Annotated in this window: 18 protein-coding genes and 3 tRNA genes; 11 read left to right on the top strand and 10 right to left on the bottom strand. The window is 65.3% G+C overall.

Going from position 1 to position 19,817, the window contains the following annotated elements:
- Positions 1 to 68: 68 nt before the first annotated feature.
- The gene (locus tag R2733_08630; protein ID MEZ5376564.1) at positions 69 to 2,582 is read left to right on the top strand and encodes an AAA family ATPase; all 2,514 of its coding nucleotides are present in this window, start codon (positions 69 to 71) and stop codon (positions 2,580 to 2,582) included.
- A gap of 65 nt (positions 2,583 to 2,647) precedes the next feature.
- The gene (locus R2733_08625; GenBank protein MEZ5376563.1) at positions 2,648 to 3,925 is read left to right on the top strand and encodes an adenylosuccinate synthase; all 1,278 of its coding nucleotides are present in this window, start codon (positions 2,648 to 2,650) and stop codon (positions 3,923 to 3,925) included.
- A 25-nt stretch (positions 3,926 to 3,950) separates the two neighbouring features.
- Here the strand turns inward: R2733_08625 and R2733_08620 are convergent, their stop codons facing one another.
- The 8 genes from R2733_08620 to R2733_08585 all read right to left on the bottom strand — a co-directional run bounded on the left by R2733_08620 (position 3,951) and on the right by R2733_08585 (position 8,472).
- A complete protein-coding gene (locus R2733_08620; protein MEZ5376562.1) occupies positions 3,951 to 5,306 on the bottom strand; it encodes a hypothetical protein in 1,356 nt (451 codons plus the stop codon).
- Positions 5,307 to 5,644: 338 nt separating this feature from the next.
- The gene (locus tag R2733_08615; GenBank protein ID MEZ5376561.1) at positions 5,645 to 6,031 is read right to left on the bottom strand and encodes a hypothetical protein; all 387 of its coding nucleotides are present in this window, start codon (positions 6,029 to 6,031) and stop codon (positions 5,645 to 5,647) included.
- A gap of 232 nt (positions 6,032 to 6,263) precedes the next feature.
- Positions 6,264 to 6,336: transfer RNA gene (locus R2733_08610), tRNA-Phe, on the bottom strand.
- A 102-nt stretch (positions 6,337 to 6,438) separates the two neighbouring features.
- Positions 6,439 to 6,513 (bottom strand) — tRNA-Asp (locus R2733_08605).
- A 53-nt stretch (positions 6,514 to 6,566) separates the two neighbouring features.
- A tRNA-Glu gene (locus R2733_08600) sits at positions 6,567 to 6,639 on the bottom strand.
- Between the two features lie 100 nt (positions 6,640 to 6,739).
- Positions 6,740 to 7,204 (bottom strand): DUF2017 family protein, encoded by a 465-nt coding sequence (locus R2733_08595; protein ID MEZ5376560.1) that lies wholly within the window; start codon positions 7,202 to 7,204, stop codon positions 6,740 to 6,742.
- 9 nt (positions 7,205 to 7,213) lie between these two features.
- Positions 7,214 to 7,507 (bottom strand): ATP-dependent Clp protease adapter ClpS, encoded by a 294-nt coding sequence (gene clpS, locus R2733_08590; GenBank protein MEZ5376559.1) that lies wholly within the window; start codon positions 7,505 to 7,507, stop codon positions 7,214 to 7,216.
- Positions 7,504 to 8,472: a COX15/CtaA family protein gene (locus R2733_08585; protein ID MEZ5376558.1), complete on the bottom strand. Its 969-nt coding sequence runs from the start codon at positions 8,470 to 8,472 to the stop codon at positions 7,504 to 7,506. Before R2733_08585 ends, clpS begins: the two co-directional genes overlap by 4 nt.
- A 173-nt stretch (positions 8,473 to 8,645) precedes the next feature.
- On the opposite strand from R2733_08585, the gene R2733_08580 reads away from it, so the two are divergent.
- The 9 genes from R2733_08580 (at position 8,646) to R2733_08540 (ending at position 18,096) form a co-directional block, all read left to right on the top strand.
- The gene (locus R2733_08580; protein ID MEZ5376557.1) at positions 8,646 to 9,548 is read left to right on the top strand and encodes a heme o synthase; all 903 of its coding nucleotides are present in this window, start codon (positions 8,646 to 8,648) and stop codon (positions 9,546 to 9,548) included.
- A gap of 109 nt (positions 9,549 to 9,657) precedes the next feature.
- A complete protein-coding gene (locus R2733_08575; GenBank protein ID MEZ5376556.1) occupies positions 9,658 to 11,295 on the top strand; it encodes a cbb3-type cytochrome c oxidase subunit I in 1,638 nt (545 codons plus the stop codon).
- On the top strand, positions 11,295 to 11,924 hold the full coding sequence (locus R2733_08570) for a cytochrome c oxidase subunit 3 (GenBank protein ID MEZ5376555.1): 630 nt from the start codon (positions 11,295 to 11,297) through the stop codon (positions 11,922 to 11,924). The genes R2733_08575 and R2733_08570 overlap by 1 nt, the downstream gene beginning before the upstream one ends.
- Positions 11,925 to 11,936: 12 nt before the next feature.
- Positions 11,937 to 12,707 (top strand): hypothetical protein, encoded by a 771-nt coding sequence (locus R2733_08565; GenBank protein MEZ5376554.1) that lies wholly within the window; start codon positions 11,937 to 11,939, stop codon positions 12,705 to 12,707.
- A 47-nt stretch (positions 12,708 to 12,754) separates the two neighbouring features.
- Positions 12,755 to 14,140: a cytochrome c oxidase subunit II gene (coxB, locus tag R2733_08560; GenBank protein ID MEZ5376553.1), complete on the top strand. Its 1,386-nt coding sequence runs from the start codon at positions 12,755 to 12,757 to the stop codon at positions 14,138 to 14,140.
- Between the two features lie 17 nt (positions 14,141 to 14,157).
- Complete coding sequence (ctaD, locus tag R2733_08555) at positions 14,158 to 16,122, top strand: cytochrome c oxidase subunit I (GenBank protein ID MEZ5376552.1); 1,965 nt, start codon at positions 14,158 to 14,160, stop codon at positions 16,120 to 16,122.
- On the top strand, positions 16,119 to 16,817 hold the full coding sequence (locus R2733_08550; protein ID MEZ5376551.1) for a heme-copper oxidase subunit III: 699 nt from the start codon (positions 16,119 to 16,121) through the stop codon (positions 16,815 to 16,817). The genes ctaD and R2733_08550 overlap by 4 nt, the downstream gene beginning before the upstream one ends.
- A 15-nt stretch (positions 16,818 to 16,832) precedes the next feature.
- Positions 16,833 to 17,174 carry a cytochrome C oxidase subunit IV family protein gene (locus R2733_08545; protein ID MEZ5376550.1) on the top strand — a complete coding sequence of 114 codons (342 nt, stop codon included), beginning with the start codon at positions 16,833 to 16,835 and terminating at the stop codon, positions 17,172 to 17,174.
- A 7-nt stretch (positions 17,175 to 17,181) separates the two neighbouring features.
- Entirely contained in the window at positions 17,182 to 18,096 is a 915-nt protein-coding gene (locus R2733_08540) for a cytochrome c oxidase assembly protein (GenBank protein MEZ5376549.1), read from the top strand.
- 49 nt (positions 18,097 to 18,145) lie between these two features.
- Here R2733_08540 and R2733_08535 read toward each other — a convergent pair whose 3' ends face one another.
- Both R2733_08535 and R2733_08530 read right to left on the bottom strand, forming a co-directional pair.
- Entirely contained in the window at positions 18,146 to 18,868 is a 723-nt protein-coding gene (locus R2733_08535) for an ABC transporter permease (protein ID MEZ5376548.1), read from the bottom strand.
- Positions 18,865 to 19,803 carry an ABC transporter ATP-binding protein gene (locus R2733_08530; GenBank protein MEZ5376547.1) on the bottom strand — a complete coding sequence of 313 codons (939 nt, stop codon included), beginning with the start codon at positions 19,801 to 19,803 and terminating at the stop codon, positions 18,865 to 18,867. The genes R2733_08535 and R2733_08530 overlap by 4 nt, the downstream gene beginning before the upstream one ends.
- Positions 19,804 to 19,817: the final 14 nt, after the last annotated feature.

The raw sequence follows: 19,817 nt of genomic DNA, 5'->3' as shown, positions 1-19,817 counted from the left end.
GGTGACCGACCTGGTGTCGACGTAGCGCCAGCCGTCAGCAGCGGCTCCTCGTAGAAGGGAAGCCAGACATGGCTCTCGACCCGAACCGCTGGACCATCAAGACCCAAGAAGTCGTCACTGCCGCCATCGGCCGGGCGAAGGACGACTCCCATCCCGAAGTCACGCCCGACCACCTGCTGTCGCTGCTTCTCAGCCAGCCCGAAGGTGTCGTGCTGCCGATCCTGACCAAGGTCGATCGTCAGCCTGGCAAGCTCCGGGCCGACACCGAAGCTGCGCTGGCTGCGCTCCCCAAGGCGTACGGCTCCGAGGCCCGCTTCTCCAAGCAGACCAACCGTGTGTTCGACGACGCCGACTCGGTACGTCGCCAACTGGGTGACGACTACCTGTCGACCGAACACCTCCTGCTCGCGTTGGCCAACCCCGACGCCGGCGGCGCCACCGCCGCCCGCCTCGACCTGTCGCGAGACGTCCTGTTGGCCGCGCTCCAGGAGGTACGCGGCTCGCACCGAGTCACCAACCAGAATCCCGAAGCGCAGTTCCAGGCGCTCGAACAGTACGGCCGCGACCTCACCGAAGATGCCCGCTCGGGTCGACTCGATCCGGTCATCGGGCGCGACGAGGAGATCCGTCGGGTCATCCAGGTCCTCTCCCGGCGGACCAAGAACAACCCGGTCCTCATCGGTGAACCCGGCGTCGGCAAGACCGCGATCGTCGAGGGGCTCGCCCAGCGCATCATCGAGGGCGACGTGCCGGAGAGTTTGCGCAACCGCCGGGTGATCGCGCTCGACATGTCGGCGATGCTCGCCGGGGCAAAGTACCGCGGCGAGTTCGAGGAACGGCTCAAGGCCGTGCTCAAGGAGATCACCGACGCCGAGGGCGAGGTCATCACCTTCATCGACGAGATGCACACGGTCGTGGGCGCCGGCGCCGGCGGCGACTCGGCGATGGATGCCTCCAACATGCTCAAGCCGATGTTGGCCCGGGGCGAGCTCCGGATGGTCGGCGCCACCACGCTCGACGAGTTCCGCAAGTACATCGAGAAGGACCCAGCACTCGAGCGACGCTTCCAGCAGGTGTTCGTGGGCGAGCCTTCCGTCGAGGACTCGATCGCCATCCTCCGTGGCCTCAAGGAGCGCTACGAGGTGCACCACGGTGTCCGCATTCAAGACGCCGCGATCATTGCGGCGGCCATGCTGTCCGATCGGTATCTGACCGGCCGCTTCCTGCCTGACAAGGCCATCGACCTCATGGACGAAGCCGCATCGAAGCTCCGCATCGAGATCGATTCGCTTCCCACCGAGATCGACGTGGTCGAGCGTCGGATCCGCCAGCTCGAAATGGAGCAGGTGGCGCTGGCCAAGGAGACCGACTCGGCATCCGAAGAACGGCGCAGCGAGATCCAGCACGACCTCGCCGATCTGCGTGAACGATCACAGGCCATGAAGGCGCATTGGCAGAACGAGAAGGACGCCATCGCCACCATCCGTTCGCTGAAGGAGGAGCACGAGGCGCTCAAGCGCGACGCCGAGCGTGAGACCGACCTCGAACGCGCCGCCGAGATTCGCTACGGACGAATTCCGCAGGTGGAGCGAGACATCGAACAGGCGACGGCAGCACTCGCGGCGTTGCAGAGCGAGCAGACGATGCTGAAGGAAGAGGTCGACGAGGAAGACATCGCCGAGGTCGTGAACCGGTGGACGGGCGTGCCCGTGAGCCGGCTGATCGAGAGCGAATCGCGCAAGCTGCTTCGTTTGGAGGACAAGCTCCACGAGCGTGTCATCGGGCAGGACGAGGCCGTGGCCTCGGTGTCGGCAGCCATCCGCCGCAGCCGGGCGGGCCTCTCCGATCCGAACCGCCCCATCGGCAGCTTCCTGTTCCTCGGGCCGACGGGTGTCGGCAAGACCGAGCTCGCCCGATCGCTCGCCGACTTCTTGTTCGACGACGAGCGGGCCATGGTGCGCATCGACATGTCGGAATACATGGAGAAGCACTCGGTCAGCCGTCTGATCGGTGCCCCTCCGGGCTACGTCGGCTACGACGAAGGAGGCCAACTCACCGAGGCCGTGCGGCGCCGGCCGTACGCCGTCGTGCTGCTCGACGAGGTCGAGAAGGCGCACCCCGACGTGTTCAACGTGCTGCTCCAGCTCCTCGACGACGGTCGTCTCACCGACGGCCAGGGCCGCACGGTCGACTTCACCAACGTGGCGCTGATCATGACGTCGAACCTGCCCGGTGATCCGAAGGACTTCTTCCGTCCCGAGTTCATCAACCGGGTCGATGACATCGTGCGCTTCAGCCCGCTGACCGAAGCCGACCTTGCGAACATCGTCGACATCCAGTTGGTGCATCTCCAAACTCGTCTCGATCAGCACAAGGTCCGGCTCGACGTCACGCCCGCTGCCACCGCGAAGCTGGCCGGTCTCGGCTACGACCCCGCCTTCGGCGCTCGCCCGCTCAAGCGAGTCATCCAGAAGGAGGTGGCGGACCGCATCGCCATGGAGATCCTCGATGGCGGCCTCGACGAGGGCTCGAAGATCGTGGTCGATGTCGTCGACGACGAGCTTGCGATCACTGCCGTCTGACACCGGCGTCCCGGAGTCCGCCCTCGTGCGGCTCCGGGACCCGCGCGCCGATAGGCTTGTCCAACGTGCCAGCAACGATCGTGGTCGGAACTCAGTGGGGCGATGAGGGCAAGGGGAAGTTCACCGACCTCCTGTCCAAGGAAATGGCGATGGTGGTGCGCTATCAGGGCGGCCACAACGCCGGGCACACCATCGTCGTCGGCGATGAGAAGTTCGCCATCCAGCTGATTCCGAGCGGCGTCCTCTACGACCACATCGTCCCCGTCATCGGCAACGGTGTCGTGGTCGACCCCTTCGTGCTGCTCGCCGAGAAGGAGATGCTCACTCGGCGCGGCATCGACTGTTCTCGGCTCCAGGTGTCGGGCAATGCCCACCTGATCCTTCCCTATCACCAGCAGCTCGACGCTTTGCACGAGCGTCACTTGGGCAAGGCGAAGCTGGGCACCACCAAGCGGGGCATCGGCCCGGCCTACGCCGACAAGGCGATGCGCCTCGGAATTCGTGTGCAAGACCTCCTCGACGAAGACATTTTCCGCGAGAAGCTGCACGGATCGCTCTCGCACACCAACAAGGTCCTCACGAAGGTCTTCAACCGCCTGCCCGTCGATCCCGACGCGCTGGCCGATCGTGTGCTCCAGGAGTGTCTCGAGGGCATCAAGCCGCACATCGCCGACTCGGTCAACCTGATCCACGACGCACTCGATGCCGGACAGCACGTGTTGTTCGAGGGGGCACAGGCGACCTTCCTCGACCTCGACCACGGCACGTACCCGTTCGTCACCTCCAGCAACCCGATTGCCGGCGGTGCCTGCACCGGCGCCGGTATCGGGCCCAAGGACATCACTCGGGTCGTCGGCATCGCGAAGGCGTATGTCACCCGCGTCGGCTCGGGACCGTTCCCGACCGAGCTTCTCGACGACACCGGCGACAAGATCGTCGACATCGGCCGGGAATACGGCGTCAACACCGGTCGTCGCCGCCGGCCCGGCTGGTTCGATGCCGTGATGCTGCGGCACGCCGCACGGGTCAACGGACTGACCGAGTTGGCGATCACCAAACTCGACGTGCTCGACACGTTCGACGAGATCAAGATGTGCGTGGCCTACGAGATCGACGGCGAGCGGGTCGAGCGGATGCCGTACCACCAGTCCGACCTGCACCGGGCGAAGCCGATCTACGAGACCTTCCCTGGCTGGAAGACCGACCTGACCGCAGCGACCGAGCCGGGCGACCTGCACGCACACGCTCAGTCGTATCTGCGGGCGCTCGAGGAGCAGGTCGGCGTCAAGGTCTCACTCGCCTCCACCGGCCCCGGCCGAGACCAGTACCTCCACTGGAGCTGAGGACCCGGGCGTCCTCTGTCGACGGTCAGTCGCGCTGACGACGGCGCGGGAGTTGATCAGCTCGTCGCTCTTCGACCGGCGCCATGCCGCGCAGCAGCGGAGGGATCCAATTGCCGTTCGCGTCGGTATCGGCTGCGGCTCGAGCGGTGGCGCCATTGGCGACGGGACCGACCGCCGAGGCGGCCGGAACCGGGTTCGGTGTGGCGGGGACCACCGGTGGCGCCTGGCCTTCGAACGGTGGGGCGACCGGGGGCGGTGTTGCTCGCGACGGGCTGGGCGCGACCATCGGCGACGGCTCGCTCCGCCGCTCCACCAGGGGCTCAGCCGGAGGCTGGAACTGGTCTGCGGCGCGTTGGCGTGGCGGAAGGGGTGTCGTAGCGGCGACGTGCGACGGGCCAGGCGCCGCAGGGGCAGCTGACGCTGGGCCGGCCGCCGACGGGGTCGAGTCTGGGAAGGCCGGAGCGCCGAAAGGGTCGCCCATGGCAAACGGATCGCTCCCGAGATCGGTGGCGGCCGGCGCATGTCCGATGGGTTCCGGGGTCGCCGGCGAGGCGGCCCGGGGGGTGGTGGCATCCCACAGGAGGGGCGTGGCCGGCGTGGCGAACGGATCGTTGCTGCTCGGCGCAGCCGATGGTGCCGGGAAGGCCAGATCGACCTGCGGCGTCGTGGTCGGCGTGGGCTCGACGAACGGATCCCACGTCGGGGCGAACGGATCGGCGTCGAGATCGTCGGCCGCTGTCGCCGCGGCCGGAGGAGCCGGTTGGTCGACCGGCGCCGCATGCTGGCCCGTCGTCGGCGAAGCGGCGGGCGACGCTGCCGCCCCGTTGGCCGTTCGGGTTCGGAATCGATCTGCCAATGAGTCCGCTGGTGGGGCGACCGGAGTCACGTGCTCGGTCGGCTCCGCATCGTCGGCCTGGGTCGACGGCGCCGTCTCCAGCTTCGATCCGGTGACCTCGCCGTCGATCGGCCAGCCCGGGTCGGGAGGCGAGCTGGCTTCAGGCGACAGCTGCGACGCCGGCAGCGTTCCGGGTGGTGCGCTCGCCAGTGCGCCGCTCTCGATCAGCGTGGTCGCGGGGGTGGAACGGCCGGTCGGCACCGATGGTGGGCGTGGCGCTGGTTCCGCTGTCTCCTGCTCGGCCAGCGTTTCGTCGCTGGTGTCGAGTTCGGGATCGTCGTCGCCGCGGCGCCGCAGCCCGAAGCGGCGTTTCGACGCTCGTGCCTCGTCGAGGACTGGTTCGTCGATCGGCTCCGGCGCGATCACCTCGGCGGAGCGCTCGACATAGTCCTCCGCTTCGTCGAAGAATTGGAAGGTCTTTGCTCGTCGGGTTGATTTGGCCTCTTCGAGCGCAACCCGGGCCCGTTCGACATGGGCTTTCGACACGCGCGGTTTCGACGCTTTCGCCCCTTTGATCCCACTGTTACTGATCGCACATTCGCGGCAGATCAGCTTTCCCTTCCCGCCGCGAGTCGTGATGAGGCAGCTTCGGCAGAACTCGTCACCGCAGAATTCGCAGACGTCATCGGCATGATCGAGCGGATCAGCGCTGCAGCGGCCATTCATGTGGATCGATGCTCCAAACGGACGAGGGTGGACACCCGATCGATCGACATGGTCCGGGGGTGGCTTGAGAAGTTTTCTCCGATGATGCAACCGATGGCGCGAAGGAGGGCGGGCCCACCGCAGCCCGCCCCCGTCGCGACGATCGATCGGACCTCGGATCAGCTCGAACGGGCGATCCCGGCGGCTTTCAAGGTCTTGGCGCTCACGCCGAGTTCGCGGAACGCGCTGTAGGAGATCCCCTTGCGTTCGGCATAGCTCTTCGCCACCTCGGTGAAGGCCCGTTCGAGTTCCTCGAGGTCATTGTCGCTCTGGAGCCGCTCGAGTTCTTCCTCGAGATCGATGCGCTCCTGCGTCAGCTGCAGTCGCTTGAGCGGGTCGACCTCGGGGAGATCCCGGGCGATGGCGTCGAGCCGATTCTTGATGGAATCGGGCGTGCGCTTGCGTCCACGTTTGGGACGATGGGTGTCGAGCGCTTCGAGGTAGTTGCGAACGGTTCTCCCTTCTGCTCGTCCCTGCGCAAGGGCATCTTTGTGTTCTTGTGACATGGAAGTCATTGGCGGTGTCATGAATCCAGTCAACACCATGAAAGGCTCGATGGGAACACCTTGGATCGAACCGCTGGAGACGATGAGTCATTGGGCCTGACCAATCCGGCCGTATTTGCCAATGAGAAGCGGTCGCTATTGGGCCATTGGGGTAGCGACAGGACGAGGGCGCTCGGGCCGCAACGCAAATCGACCAGCGCCGGAAGCGCTGGTCGACTCGTGTTGATCTGTGTGGTCGGGACCGGCGTCGATCCGGTGACCTACCGCTTTTCAGGCGGTCGCTCTGCCAACTGAGCTACCCGACCGTGCTTGGTGTGTCGGGTGCTCGGGAGCCGAGCGCCCAGCACGCTTGAGCAATCGAAGAAATTCGCTCAGCGAATTTCTTCAAGAAACCCGAAGGGTTTCAGCGGTCCCGACGAGATTTGAACTCGCGACCTCCGCCTTGACAGGGCGGCGTGCACTCCAGACTGCACTACGGGACCTCTTGGATTCCACATCGTATGGCAAAGTGATGTGGCGTACTACTGGTATTGCGCACCCCCAACGGGATTCGAACCCGTGTTCCTGCCGTGAAAGGGCAGTGTCCTAGGCCGCTGAACGATGGGGGCCAGTGAGACCAGGCTCTTGCCCGTGAGGGCCGGGACAATCTAGCACGCCGTTGCGGAACCACCACCTGGCGGTCGTGCTTTTTCGCGTCGTCGATGTCGGTCAATCCGTCAGGCGGGAATGGAGGGCCCCAACGATGGACTCCAGCAGGACGCCGAGGATGTGGTAGATCTCGAGGCCGTCGGCCCGAGGGTCGTCGTCATCGACGTCGGGTTCGTCCTCGCTGACGTCGAGCATGGTGCCGAGCACCAGCCGGAGATCGTTGATGACGTGCATCCAGGCCAGAACGGTCTCCTCGTCGACTCGATCGGCTCCGGCGGTCTCGGCCACCCGTTCGACGTGTGCGCGGCGCTGGTCGATCAGTTCGCCTCGCGCCAGGATCTGGTACCCGGCATCACGCTCGGCATCGTCGGCGTAGGCCGTCGGGAAGAGTCGGGTGAGCTCGGGCCGATCGTCGTCCAGCATCGAGTCGAGCTGACCGGCGAGGCCGACCACCAACTCGACCAGATGATCGGGAAATAGGATCGAGTACGTCCCGTCACGATGGGTCTTGACCAACTCGAACATGGTCGGCTTTCAATCGTCTTGCTGGAGCGTGGCCCACAGACCGTAGCCATGGAGACGGTGGACGTCTCGCTCGGCATCCGAACGGGTCCCACTCGACACGACGGCGCGCCCTTTCTCGTGCACATCCATCATCAGCTTGTCGGCCTTCTCTTTCGAGTAGCCGAACAACTTCTGGAAGACGAACGAGACATACGACATCAGGTTGATCGGGTCGTTCCACACCAAGACGACCCATGGCCGGTCTTCATCGACACGTTCATCGACATCGGGGTCGAGAAGTTCGAGCGGCGAGCTGTCGGTCATCGAACGGCCGACTGGCGGGAGGCGTCGAGGTCGGTCAGATCGATCGTGTCGGTCGTATGAGTGAACAGCGAGAGGTGCGTCCAAAGCAGCGCCGAGAACACCACGACGGAGCCCAGCACGTGAAGTTCGACCAGCGCAGCGGGAACGCCGGTGAAGTATTGGAGATAGCCGACGGCGCCTTGGGCGATGAGGGCCCCGAGGGAGAGACTGGCGAGCTTCGAGATCTCCGGCGGTCCGCTCGACTGCAAACGAAGCACCAGCGTGATGACGAGGGCAACACAGACCCAGGCCGCCAGACTGTGGAGGCGAACGATCGAACCGAGGTCGAACGAGAGCCGGTCGACCTCGGGGTCGCCACTGTGCGGTCCGGTGCCGGTGACGAGGGTGCCGACCATGAGCACCACCACGGACCACCAGACGGCGATACGGCTGATCGTGACGGTCCCGGCGTCGACGAGCGGTCGGGCCGGGCCCGGCTCGGACCGGTTGCGGTCGAGCAGCACGATGGCATTCCACAGCAGGACGATCGACAGCAGGTAGTGGCCCGAGACGAAGAGTGGGTGCAGATCGACCAGGACGGTTGCTCCACCGAGAACGATCTGGCCGACCACCCCGGCGACCAGCCCCCACGCCCAGAGGATCAGGTCGCGACGGCGCGGCGTGCGTCGGTACGCAAATAGCACGGCGGCGCCGACCCCGAAGCTCACGACCCCGGTGAGGAGTCGGTTGCCGAATTCGATCCACGGATGGAACCCGATGGCCGGGACGAGCCGGTCCTCACTGCAGGTTGGCCAATCCTCACACCCGAGGCCGGAGCCGGTGAGCCGCACGGCGGCACCGGTGAGCACGATGCCCGCGAGGAGGGCGGTGGCGAAGAGGAGTACGTGTTGGTAGCGCTCGGGAGTGATGCCTCCCCGACCGGTGGAGACATGCTCGGAGCGTGCGCGCAACTGATCGTCGGCCATGGCGGCAACGGTACTGGACGGGTCCTCGCAGCAGAAGACCCGAGGAGGCGGAGATGACCAAGGTCCCGGCGGCGTCGAGCCCGCGAGGCCCGAGCGCCCTGGTTGGTGACAACTCGCACTGATCGCCACAACTTCTTTCTGGCGACGCATCCACAGGGCTACCCTGTCCCACGGTGTTGATCACGGTCGCTTCTCAATCCAGGGTTCGTGCCTTCGTCGCGCTGACGAAGCCGCGCATCATCGAACTCCTGCTGGTGTCGACCGTGCCCACCATGGTGCTGGCCCAGCGGGGACTGCCCGACATCTGGCTGATGGTGGCCACCGTGATCGGCGGGACCTTCTCCGCCGGCGGGGCGAACGCCATCAACATGTACGTCGACCGCGACATCGACGCAAAGATGGAACGCACGAAGGGCCGACCGCTCGTCACCGGCGAGCTGCAACCGACCGAAGCGTTGGTCTTCGCCGTCGGACTCGAGATCATCTCGTTCATCTGGCTCTGGGGGTTCGTCAACCTGCTCAGCGCCGTGCTCGCCGTCACGGCGTGCCTCTTCTATGTGTTCATCTACACGCTGTGGCTGAAGCGTACGTCCACCCAGAACATCGTGATCGGTGGTGCGGCCGGTGCTGCGCCCGTCCTGATCGGGTGGTCGGCGGTGACCAACCAGGTGGGGTGGCCCGCCGTGCTGCTCTTCGGTGTCGTCTTCTTCTGGACGCCTCCCCATTTCTGGGCGCTCGCGATCCGCTACGAGTCGGACTACGCCGCGGCTGGCGTACCGATGATGCCGGTGGTGGCCGGGCACAAGCAGACTGCCAAGCAGATGCTCGTCTATTCGCTCGTCGTGTGGGCCTGCAGTCTTGCGCTCATCCCGGTGGCCGACATGGGCTACGTCTACATCGCCTCGGCGTTGCTCATCGGCGCCGCGTTCTCGGGAGGGGCGTGGCAGCTCGTTCGTGAGCAGGACCCGGCCGTGCTCAACAAGCTCTCGATCCGCTACTTCGCCTTCTCGATCACCCATCTGACCGTGCTTTTCGGTGCGGTGGCGCTCGACCAATTGTTGGGATGGGGGACATGAACTTCGTCTCCAGCGCTCCAGCCGGTTACAGTGCTCCCGCACCCACGAGCTGGCGCGGGTGGCTCGCGCCCTATCACCACCTCCAACTGGGGTCCACGCATCCATGGCAATGACTGAAATCCGCCCCGAAACCGAAGCTGCTGCGGGTCTCGCTGCGCCAGCGACGACCCTCGACTCGGTCCTCGGGACCGGCGATCACAAGGTGATCGGCCGACTGTGGATCGGGACAGGTGCACTGTTCCTCCTCGCTGCGCTCGCGATCTCGGCGGTTGCCGCCGTCGAGACACTCGATCTCGGCGGATTCAGCATCGTCGAAGATGCCGGGGAGTTCGTCCAGATCTACTCGCTTGCTCGCGAGGCCCTGTTCTTCGCCGGCATCGTCCCGCTGCTCGTGGGCCTCGCCACCTACCTGACGCCACTGCAGGTCGGTTCCTCGGCTCTCGCGTTCTCACGTGGTGCCGCCGCTGCCTTCTGGTGCTGGTTGGCCTCCACCATCATCTTCATCGTCGCCTACATCGACAATGGCGGCCCGGCCGGCGGTCGCCTCGACGGCACGGTGCTATGGACGCTGTCGCTCGCCGCCATGATCGGCTCGATCGTGTGGGCATTGGTGTGTGTCGCCACCACGACCCTCGGCGCACGTGCTCCGGGGATGAGCCTCGACCGGGTGCCGGTGTCGGCATGGGGCTTCACCGTCTTCTCCGTCGTCGGGCTCTTCGCCCTTCCGATCGTCATGGCCCAGCTGCTCCTGGCCTACATCGACACCAAGTACGGCTACCTCCCCACCTCGGCCGACCGGCTCTCGCTCGTCACGATCGGCAACAGCTTCAGCCTCGCCCCGGCGCTCTACTGGGTGAGTGTCCCGGCGCTCGGCCTCGCCATCGACATGATCGCCGTCCACAGCGGCCGCCCGGTGCGGTTCCACCGCTCGGTGCTGGCGGCGCTCGGCCTGCTCGGCATTGCGAGCTTTGCTTCCGAACTGCTGAGCTTCGGCGGACGCGGTCGCCCGGTCGCCTTCGACAACGGCCTGCTCGTGGTGGGACTGCTCGTGGCCATCCTCCCCACCCTCGCTGCGCTGGCGCTCGTCGGCGACAGCATCAAGTCCGGTGGGGTCAAGGTCACGGCGCCGATGACCGCAGCACTGCTTGCCGGTCTGCTCACGCTGCTGGGCGTTGTGGTGGGTGCGCTCGGCACCATCGCCCCGATCGTCGGCTTCGTCGAGAAGGTCGCCGACACTGACATCAACCTCTCGTCGGCCCTCACGCTGAACACCACCGCCTTCCACGACGGGGTCCGTGGTCTGATCCTCGGTGCCGCCGTCGTTGCCATCATCGGCGCCGTGCACCATTGGGGTCACAAGATCTTCGGTCGAAACCTCAGCGAGCCGGCCGGTCTCGCCGCCGTGCTCGCATCGGCCCTTGGCGCCGTCCTGTGGGGTATCGGTGGCGTCATCAACGGCTTCCTCGAAGCGCCGCTCTTCATGATCGACGCCGACGTCGATGGCAATGTCGAGACGCTGAACCTGCTCGCCGTCGTTGGCACGGCGCTGCTCACCGCCGGAGCTGCGCTGCTGCTCCTCAATGTGCTCGGCGCCCTCGCCGGCCGCGGGACCTCGACCGAGCCGTGGCGAGGCACCACCCTCGAGTGGTCGACCACCTCGCCACCGCCACCCGGCAACTTTGCCGAAATGCCCATCGTCAACTCGGCGACGCCGCTGGCTGACGCCGCCCAGGAGGATCAGGCCTGATGGACACCGTCGCCGTCGATCGCAGTCCCTTCGACGCCATTCCGGCGCAGGCCGTCGCCCCGACACCGGCTCGGCCCCGCCTGCTCTTCATCGGCACCGCGCTGGCGTCCGCCGCCGTTGCCTCCGGCTTCAGCGGACTCGTCGGTCTCTACGTCGCCGCTCGAGCCGACCTGCGGGCCACCGGTCAGGTCTGGCTCCCTCGGGGTGTCGAGATCCCGCTGACGCAACCGAACATGATGGCCTTCACGCTCGTGTTCAGTGCCGTGACCATGTATTGGGCGGTGTCCTCGATCAAGAACGACGACCGCAACAACGCCACCATCGCCCTGGCGATGTCCACGTTGTTCGGCTTTGCCTACATCGCGCAGACCGCGTACCTGCTCACCATCATGGGCATGCCGGTCCGGGGCGACGAGTTGGCCCGTCCGCCACTGTTCTACGCCATCATCGGCTCCCACATCGTCATCATGCTCGCCGCTGTGCTCTACGCCGTCGTCATGTGGCTGCGCACTCTCGGTGGGGAGTACAGCGCCAAGGATGTCGAGGGCATTCGCGGCGCTGCGATGTTCTGGTATGTCGCCGTCGGTCTGTACCTGGTCTTCTGGTACGCCATCTACATCACCAAGTAGGTAGAGACACCAATGTTCACCTGGGGTTCGAAGTTCCTGTTCGCCATCTCGCTCGTGGCGCTGATCAGTGCCTGTGTGTATGGCCTCGTCACCGGCGGTCAGCCGGTGGGTGTCATCAGCGCCGGCTACAAGGGCGGCGTCGGCGAGCACCTCGGCTACACCATCTTGGTGTTCGCTTCGGTCAGCGCCCTGGTGCTCGGCACGGTCGCCGTCATTGCTCGCGACGGCGATGCCGAAGCGATGGCCCAGCTTGCCGGCACCGGCACGGTGCCTGCCGTTACGCCGCCCGCCGATCCGGCCATCTGGGGTTTGTTGTCGGCCTTCGCCCTGGCCAGCGTGATCGTGGGAGCGGCGGTGTCCCGCGCGTTCCTCTATCTCGGCATCGCCGTGTTCGCCGTGGTGCTGATCCAGTGGCTGGTGCAGGCGTGGTCCGATCGAGCCACCGGTGATCCCGAGGTCAACCGCATCATCCGCCGCCGGGTGATCGGCCCGATCGAGGTACCGCTCATGGGCACCGTCGGCATCGCCGTCATCGTCCTTGGGGTGTCGCGCATCTTCTTGGCCGCCCCCAGCCAGACCTGGTCGGTCGTCGCTGGATCCGTGATCACCATCGTGTTGTTCGGTTCGGCGGTCCTGTTGTCCAAGGTGCAGGTGCCGAAGAGCGTCAGCACCGCACTGATGGTGCTGGGTGCTGTCGTCGTGCTGGCCGGCGGGATCGTCGGCGCCGCCGTCGGCGAACGCGACTTCCACCACGGCACCGAGCACCACGAGGAGGCCGAGTGAGTTTGCTCGGACCACGAACCCCCCGCCCCCGATCCGACGAGAAGGTCATGACCAACTCCCGCCGCCGCTCACTGCGCACGATCTCCACCCTCGGCGTCGGCACGCTGGTGCTTGCGTCCTGTGCCGACGACAAGCCACTGAACACCTTCGAGCCGCGGGGCCCCAAGGCCGAGATCGCACTCGACCTCATGTACCCCTACATCTGGGCCATCATGGGCTTCGTTTTCGTTGCGGTGGTCTTCGGCGGCATCTCCCTCACCGTCAAGAATCGGGTGAAGCCCGAAGACTTCGATCACGACGATCTGCCCTACCAGCGTCACGGTAACGACAAGCTCGAGATCGGCTGGACCATCCTGCCGGCGATCGTCCTGGCGATCGTTTCGGTGCCCACCGTCATCAGCATCTGGAAGCTGGAAGAGAAGAACGACTCGAATCAGCTCGACGTCATGGTCATCGGCCAGCAGTGGTGGTGGGAATACCGCTACGACGTCGACGGCGACGGCTTCTTCCGCGACGCCGACGGTGACGGCGAGATCTGGGGCGCCGATGGCGAGGGTGGCGACGCCGACGACCGCGAATGGCCGCTCGAACTTGCCCTCGACCCCGACGATCTGGTGGTCGCCAACGAGCTCGTCATTCCGGTCGGCATGCAGGTCGACCTCACGATCACCTCGCGTGACGTCATCCACTCGTATTGGATCCCACGCCTCAACGGCAAGCGCGACGCCGTGCCCGGCCGGTTCACCACGTGGAGCCTCGAAGCCGACGAAGTCGGCAAGTACACCGGCTGGTGCACCGAATACTGTGGGCTGTCGCATGCTCGCATGCGCATGTCGACCGTGGCCCTCGAACAAGGCGATTGGGACCAGTGGTTCGCCAATCAGCTGAAGCCCGCCGAGGTGCCCACCGACGAGGCCGCCCTCGCTGGTCGCACCCTCTTCCAGGCCAACTGTGCGAGCTGCCACGTGATTCGCGAGAACGACCTCGACGTGTTCGGTGAGGACGAGAGCGATCCCTACCTCAACCCGTACAACCTCTCCCAGGAGGAGTACGAGGCCGCGTTCTCCGAAGATCAGCGAGCCACCCTCGGTGACGACCCGAATGCCGTGGCCTTCGCCGACCTGATCCCGCTCACGTCGATGGCGGCGCCCGACCTCACCCACGTGGCGACCCGTTCGGTCTTCGCTGGTGCGATCTACAGCCAGTACGCCGAAGTCGATGCCGACGACGACAATCTGCTCGAGCAATACCCGAACTACCTCACCCTGAGCGAGGACGCCCGGTGGAACGTGCCCCAGCTCACCCGCTGGATCCGCAATGCACCCGAACAGAAGGCCATGTATGCCGACGGGCAACGTGGCATGCCGGCCTTCCCCGGCCTCTCCGCAACCGACATCGACAATCTGGTCGCCTACCTGGCGACCCTGGACTGAGCAGGAGCTGACCAACGATGGCCATCATCGAAGGTGAACCGCTCGCCCTTCCCTCGGGCGATCAACGGCGGGCTGAACAACCCCTCGGGGTCTTTGCTCGTCCTCGCAACGCCACCGGTCTGAAAGACTGGTTGACCACGGTCGACCACAAGAAGATCGGCATCATGTACGGCGCGTCGGCCATGTTCTTCCTGCTGATCGGCGGTGTGGCTGCGCTGCTGATCCGAGCGCAGCTGGCCACGCCCAACAGCCAGTTCCTGTCGGCAGACATGTACAACCAGGTCTTTACCATGCACGGCACGGTGATGATCTTCCTCGTCGTCATGCCGATCGGTGCGGCCTTCGCCAACTATCTCCTGCCGCTGCAGATTGGTGCTCGAGACGTTGCGTTCCCCCGAATCAACGCCTTCAGCTTCTGGGTGTTCCTCTTCGGCGGCCTGTTGTTGAACACCAGCTGGTTCCTCGGCGGCGGCGCCGATGGTGGCTGGTTCAACTACGCCCCCAACAATGGAGTGTCCTACTCGCCTTCGCACGGCATCGACTTCTGGAACGCCGGCCTGCTCATCGCCGGTATCGGCTCGCTGAGCGGTGCGGTCAACCTGATCACCACCGTGCTCAACATGCGGGCTCCCGGCATGGCCTTCATGCGGATGCCAATCTTCGTGTGGATGACCCTGGTCACCCAGTTCCTGCTCCTGTTCGCGGTGCCGGTGCTCACCGTGGCCCAGATCCTGCTGCTTCTCGATCGCAACTTCGATGCCAACTTCTTCAACATCGAACAGGGCGCCGACCCACTGCTGTGGCAGCACCTCTTCTGGGTGTTCGGTCACCCCGAGGTGTACCTCATGATCCTGCCGGCCTTCGGCATCGTGTCCGAGGTCATCCCCACCTTCGCTCGCAAGCCCATCTTCGGCTACCCCTTCATGGTGTTCTCCGGCATCGCCATCGGTTTCATGGGCTTCGGCGTGTGGGCACACCACATGTTCGTTTCGGGTCTGGGTCCGCTCGGTGTCACTGCCTTCTCGGTCGCCACCATGTTCATTGCGGTGCCGACGGGCGTGAAGATTCTCAACTGGATGGCAACCCTCTGGGGCGGCAAGCTCACGCTCAACACGCCGATGCTCTTCGCCATCGGCTTGGTCACCCAGTTCACCGTCGGTGGTCTGTCGGGCGTGTCGCACGCCATCGCCCCGTCCGACACTCAGCAGACCGACACCTACTACATCGTTGCCCACTTCCACTATGTGCTCTTCGGCGGTGCCCTCTTCGGGTTCGTGTCGGGCTTCTACTTCTGGTGGCCGAAGGTCTTCGGCTTCAAGCTGAACGAGACCATCGGCAAGTGGCATTTCTGGGGGATGGTCGTCGGCTTCAACATGACCTTCGCCCCGCAGCACATCCTCGGCCTGCAGGGCATGCCCCGCCGCATGCACACCTACGACGATGCGATGGGTCTCAACACTTGGAACCTGGTGTCATCGATCGGCTCATTCATCCTCGGTGTCTTCACCCTCTTCCTGCTGCTCAACGCCTTCATGTCCTGGAAGCAGTGGAAGGCGGCCGGCCGTCCCGCCGTCGGCGCCGACCCGTGGGACGCTCGCACGATCGAGTGGTCGATCCCCTCGCCATCGCCCGAGCACAACTTCGACACCACTCCAGTGGTCACCTCGGTCGACGACTTCTGGCACCGCAAGTACCAGAAGAACGACGAAGGCGTCCTTCGCCGGGTCCACACCGGCGAGGAACTGGCCCAGGCCGGCAACGGCCAGGGTGTGCACCTGCCGGCGCCCAGCTACTGGCCGATCCTGTTGGCCTTCTCCTTCCCGATCCTGGGTTACGCGGTGATCTTCAGCCTGTGGCTGGCGATCCCGGCCGGATTCCTTCTGATCATGTCGATCTTCGGTTGGGCGCTCGAGCCGGCCGACGACCTCGACATCCAAGACCATGGTCACGACGACCACGAGCTCGCAGGGGCCCACGCATGACCGACATCGCCGAACCCACCGAGCACGTTGCATCGGCTGCGGCCCACGACCAGCACGAGGAGCACCACACCAGCCTCGGCATCTCCAACATGAAGCTGGCGATGTGGCTGTTCCTCGGGTCGGAGTGCCTGCTCTTCGGTGCGCTCATCTCGACCTACCTGCTCACCAAGACCCGGTTCCTCACCGAGTTGATCGCCGGCAACCCGCGCGTCACCTCCACCCTCCCGGCCGAGCTGGTCGCTGAGATGACCGAGAAGGGATCGGTCGAGCCGATGTTCGACATCCCCTTCACCTCGTTCAGCTCCTTCGTCCTGCTCATGAGCTCGCTGGCCATGGTGCTCGCCCACTCGGCCATCGTGCGGGCCGACTACAAGAACACCAAGCTCTGGCTCGCCACCACGGCGCTGCTCGGCACCGTGTTCATCGGTGGTCAGGTGTATGAGTTCACGGCCTTCTATCGGGAAGGTCTGACCTACACCGGCAACCTCTTCGGATCGGCCTTCTTCACTCTCACCGGCTTCCACGGCATCCACGTCACCGTCGGCATCTTGATGCTGCTGGCGCTCCTCGTCGTTGCCCAGCAGGGCAAGCTGCACCAGGATCGGGCGGAAACGGTCGAGCTGGTCGGTCTCTACTGGCACTTCGTCGACGTCGTCTGGGTGCTGATCTTCACCATCGTCTACCTGATTCCCTGAGTCGAAGGAGCATTCATGTCGGATTCCACCATCGACCCCACCATCTTGGGAGACGACGACTTCCACGCAGAACATGTCGCTGAGAAGAGCTACTGGATCGTCTTCCTTTCGTTGGCCATCATCACCGCCGTCGAGATCGCCTGGTCGTATCTCGGCTTGAGCGGCATTGCGCTCGTCGTGCCGCTCGTGATCATGATGATCGTCAAGTTCTTCGTTGTTGCCGGTGTGTTCATGCACCTCTACTTCGACCTGAAGTTCGTGAACGGCAAGTACTTCAGCATCATGTTCGGGTTCGGTCTGGTGTTGGCGGTCGCCGTGTTCCTCGCCGTAGTGGCCTCCTTCGACTTCAAAGTCTGACCTGGCCATGATCCCGGCCGTCACCATCGGATTCGGTGACGTTTCGTACGTCCCGCATCCCGAGGTCTGGATGCTGTTGGTGGGCTCGCTCGCCATCGGCTGGTACGCCTCGCGAGTGCTCGAGCCCAAGGCCGTTGCCGCCGGCTACGAGGCGATCACCCGCAACCAGCGCCGCTGGTTCGGTGTGGGCTTCGTCAGTATCTGGCTGGCGTCGGACTGGCCGGTACACGACGTGGCCGAGAACTACCTCTACTCGGTGCACATGCTGCAGCACATGCTGCTGTCGATGCTGATCCCGGCGGCCTTCGTGCTGGCCACTCCCCGCTGGTTGCTCGAACTGGTGATCGACCCCAGTAGCCGTCTGTGGCGCTGGTTCCGCACGGCGTCGAAGCCGCTAGTGGCCGGGATCGTCTTCAACTGCCTGACGATGTGGCTCCACTGGTCCCGAGTCGTGCAGATCTCGGCCGACTCGGGTGTGGTCCACTTCCTCTTCCATCTGATGATCTTCGTCTCCGGCCTCCTCATGTGGATGCCGGTCTTCGGACCCATCACCGAGTGGCGCCTGAAGCCCCTCAGCCAGTGCATCTACCTGTTCTCGATGTCACTGGTGCCCACCATCCCCGGTGGCTGGCTCGTCTTCGCCACCGGCGTGGTCTACGGCCACTACGACACCCCAGAGCGGCTGTGGGGGATCGACGTCCTCGCCGATCAGCAAGCGGCCGGCGTCATCATGAAGCTGCTCGGCGGCTTTGTGCTGTGGGCGATCATCTTGGTCGTGTTCACCAAGTGGGCCAAGGCCGAGATGCGATCCGACGAGGCAGCACGCGACGAACGAGCACGACTCGAGCGGGTCGACACCCTCACCTACGAGCAGGTCAGTTCGGCGTTCGCCACCACCCCGGCGCCGAGCGAACCGCACTGAACCTTTCCGTTCGTCGCATCGACCGACCCGGCGACGCGATGGGCTCGACTCACTCCCAGCGGAAGAGGCGAAGGGCGAGCAGTGGCGCTCCGGCCGCCCACACCATGAGTGTCCCCCAGGCCCAGCCCGCCCCGTTGCTGCCGGCGAAGCCGGACCGGAGGAGTTCGGCAAGCGCCGTCGAGGGAAGGAGTTTGGCGAGCGCTCCAAGCCACCCGGGCAGGGTGTCGAGCTCGAAGACCAGCCCGCTCAGGATCAGGAGGAGCACGTAGAGGGTGTTGGCGAGAGCGAGCGAGGTCAGTCCCTCGACGACGCTGGCGACGACGATGCCGAGTGCACTGAACGCGATCAAGCCAAGTGCGAGTGCAGCGACGATGCTCGGATGGAGCGACGGGTCCCAGCCGAGCACCAGCGCAACGATCGCGAGCACGACCAGCTGGGCACAGAAGAAGACCACCGTCCCCACGAACTTGGCGGTGATGAACTCCGAGGCTCGCAGGGGAGTGACGGCGAAGCGGCGGATGGCGCCGAAGCTGCGATCGAAGCCGAGGCCGATGGCGACGCGCACGAACGACACCGACAGCAGGGCGAGCGAAAGGACGCCCGGGGTCAGGAAGTCGACTGGGTCGCCGTCGCCGGTGGGCAGGACGTCGACGCTCGAGAAGAAGACGAGCAGGAGGAGCGGGAGACCGAGGGTCAGGAGCAGTTGCTCGCCGTCGCGGCGGGCGATGCGGAGGTCGGTCAGGACGAGCGCACGAATCCGGTCGATACTCATCGGTCGCTACTCGACTCGTCTCGTAGACCTGGGTGTGCCGGCTCGCCGGTGAGTTCGAGGAACACGGACTCCAACGAGCGGTGTCCGGCGAGCATGGAGCTGGCCATGGTGTCGTGAGCGGCGAGCCACTGGTTGACCGATCCCACGGCAGCAGCGGACGGTGGGTGATCGACCCGGTAGTGGCCAAGGGGTCCCTCGACCGCCGTGGTGTCGAGCAGCGACGCCAATTCAGCGATGGGAAGGCCCCCCGGGGCGCGGAACTCGATGCGATCCGTGGTGGTGGTGAGTTCGTCGATCGTTCCGTGTGCGACATCGTGACCGTGGTCGAGGATGACGACTCGATCGGCGACTCGTTCCACGTCGTCGAAGCGATGGGTCGTGACCAGCACGGCGGTGCCCTCGGCGGCGTGCTGGGCGATGAGCGTGAGAATGCGCTCTCGGCCGGCGGCATCGACGGCGTTGGTCGGCTCGTCGAGCAGGAGGACCTCGGTGCCGCCGCACAGCGCCAGCGCCAGGCTCAGTCGTTGCTGCTCACCGCCCGATAGCTTCCGCCACCGTTGGTTCCGGAGGGCGGTGAGACCGGTGGCCTGGACGATGCTTTCGATCCGCTCTTCTGCCCCGTGCAGCGACGCGAACAGCTCGATGGCCTCGATCACGGTGACCCCCATGGGCAGACCGCCTTGTTGAGGCATCACCCCCCATCGATTGGCGATGGCGTGGCGCTCGGTTGCCGGGTCACGATCGAGGATGCGAACGCGCCCTTGGGTCGGCTGCAGGTAGCCCTCGATGGCGTTGAGCAAGGTGGTCTTCCCGGCCCCGTTGGGTCCGAGGAGGGCAACGACCTCGCCCGGCTCGACCCGGAGCGTGACGCCGTCGACGGCCGCCGGTGCCGACGAGTCGTAGCGGATGACCAGATCGTCCACGTCGATCGACATGTTCGCACGCTATC

Source organism: Acidimicrobiales bacterium (assembly GCA_041394265.1).
Classification (GTDB): domain Bacteria; phylum Actinomycetota; class Acidimicrobiia; order Acidimicrobiales; family SZUA-35; genus JBBQUN01.
This window is presented reverse-complemented; position numbering and strand designations above follow the sequence as displayed.

Bases quoted from the DNA above. Each gene is read 5' to 3' on its own strand.
- R2733_08575 (MEZ5376556.1), top strand. From the start codon at position 9,658: ATGACTGAAATCCGCCCCGAAACCGAAGCTGCTGCGGGTCTCGCTGCG.
- R2733_08630 (MEZ5376564.1), top strand. From the start codon at position 69: ATGGCTCTCGACCCGAACCGCTGGACCATCAAGACCCAAGAAGTCGTC.
- ctaD (MEZ5376552.1), top strand. From the start codon at position 14,158: ATGGCCATCATCGAAGGTGAACCGCTCGCCCTTCCCTCGGGCGATCAA.
- R2733_08565 (MEZ5376554.1), top strand. From the start codon at position 11,937: ATGTTCACCTGGGGTTCGAAGTTCCTGTTCGCCATCTCGCTCGTGGCG.
- R2733_08530 (MEZ5376547.1), bottom strand. From the start codon at position 19,803: ATGTCGATCGACGTGGACGATCTGGTCATCCGCTACGACTCGTCGGCA.
- coxB (MEZ5376553.1), top strand. From the start codon at position 12,755: ATGACCAACTCCCGCCGCCGCTCACTGCGCACGATCTCCACCCTCGGC.
- clpS (MEZ5376559.1), bottom strand. From the start codon at position 7,507: ATGACCGACAGCTCGCCGCTCGAACTTCTCGACCCCGATGTCGATGAA.
- R2733_08540 (MEZ5376549.1), top strand. From the start codon at position 17,182: ATGATCCCGGCCGTCACCATCGGATTCGGTGACGTTTCGTACGTCCCG.
- R2733_08545 (MEZ5376550.1), top strand. From the start codon at position 16,833: ATGTCGGATTCCACCATCGACCCCACCATCTTGGGAGACGACGACTTC.
- R2733_08570 (MEZ5376555.1), top strand. From the start codon at position 11,295: ATGGACACCGTCGCCGTCGATCGCAGTCCCTTCGACGCCATTCCGGCG.
- R2733_08550 (MEZ5376551.1), top strand. From the start codon at position 16,119: ATGACCGACATCGCCGAACCCACCGAGCACGTTGCATCGGCTGCGGCC.
- R2733_08595 (MEZ5376560.1), bottom strand. From the start codon at position 7,204: ATGTTCGAGTTGGTCAAGACCCATCGTGACGGGACGTACTCGATCCTA.
- R2733_08585 (MEZ5376558.1), bottom strand. From the start codon at position 8,472: ATGGCCGACGATCAGTTGCGCGCACGCTCCGAGCATGTCTCCACCGGT.
- R2733_08615 (MEZ5376561.1), bottom strand. From the start codon at position 6,031: ATGTCACAAGAACACAAAGATGCCCTTGCGCAGGGACGAGCAGAAGGG.
- R2733_08535 (MEZ5376548.1), bottom strand. From the start codon at position 18,868: ATGAGTATCGACCGGATTCGTGCGCTCGTCCTGACCGACCTCCGCATC.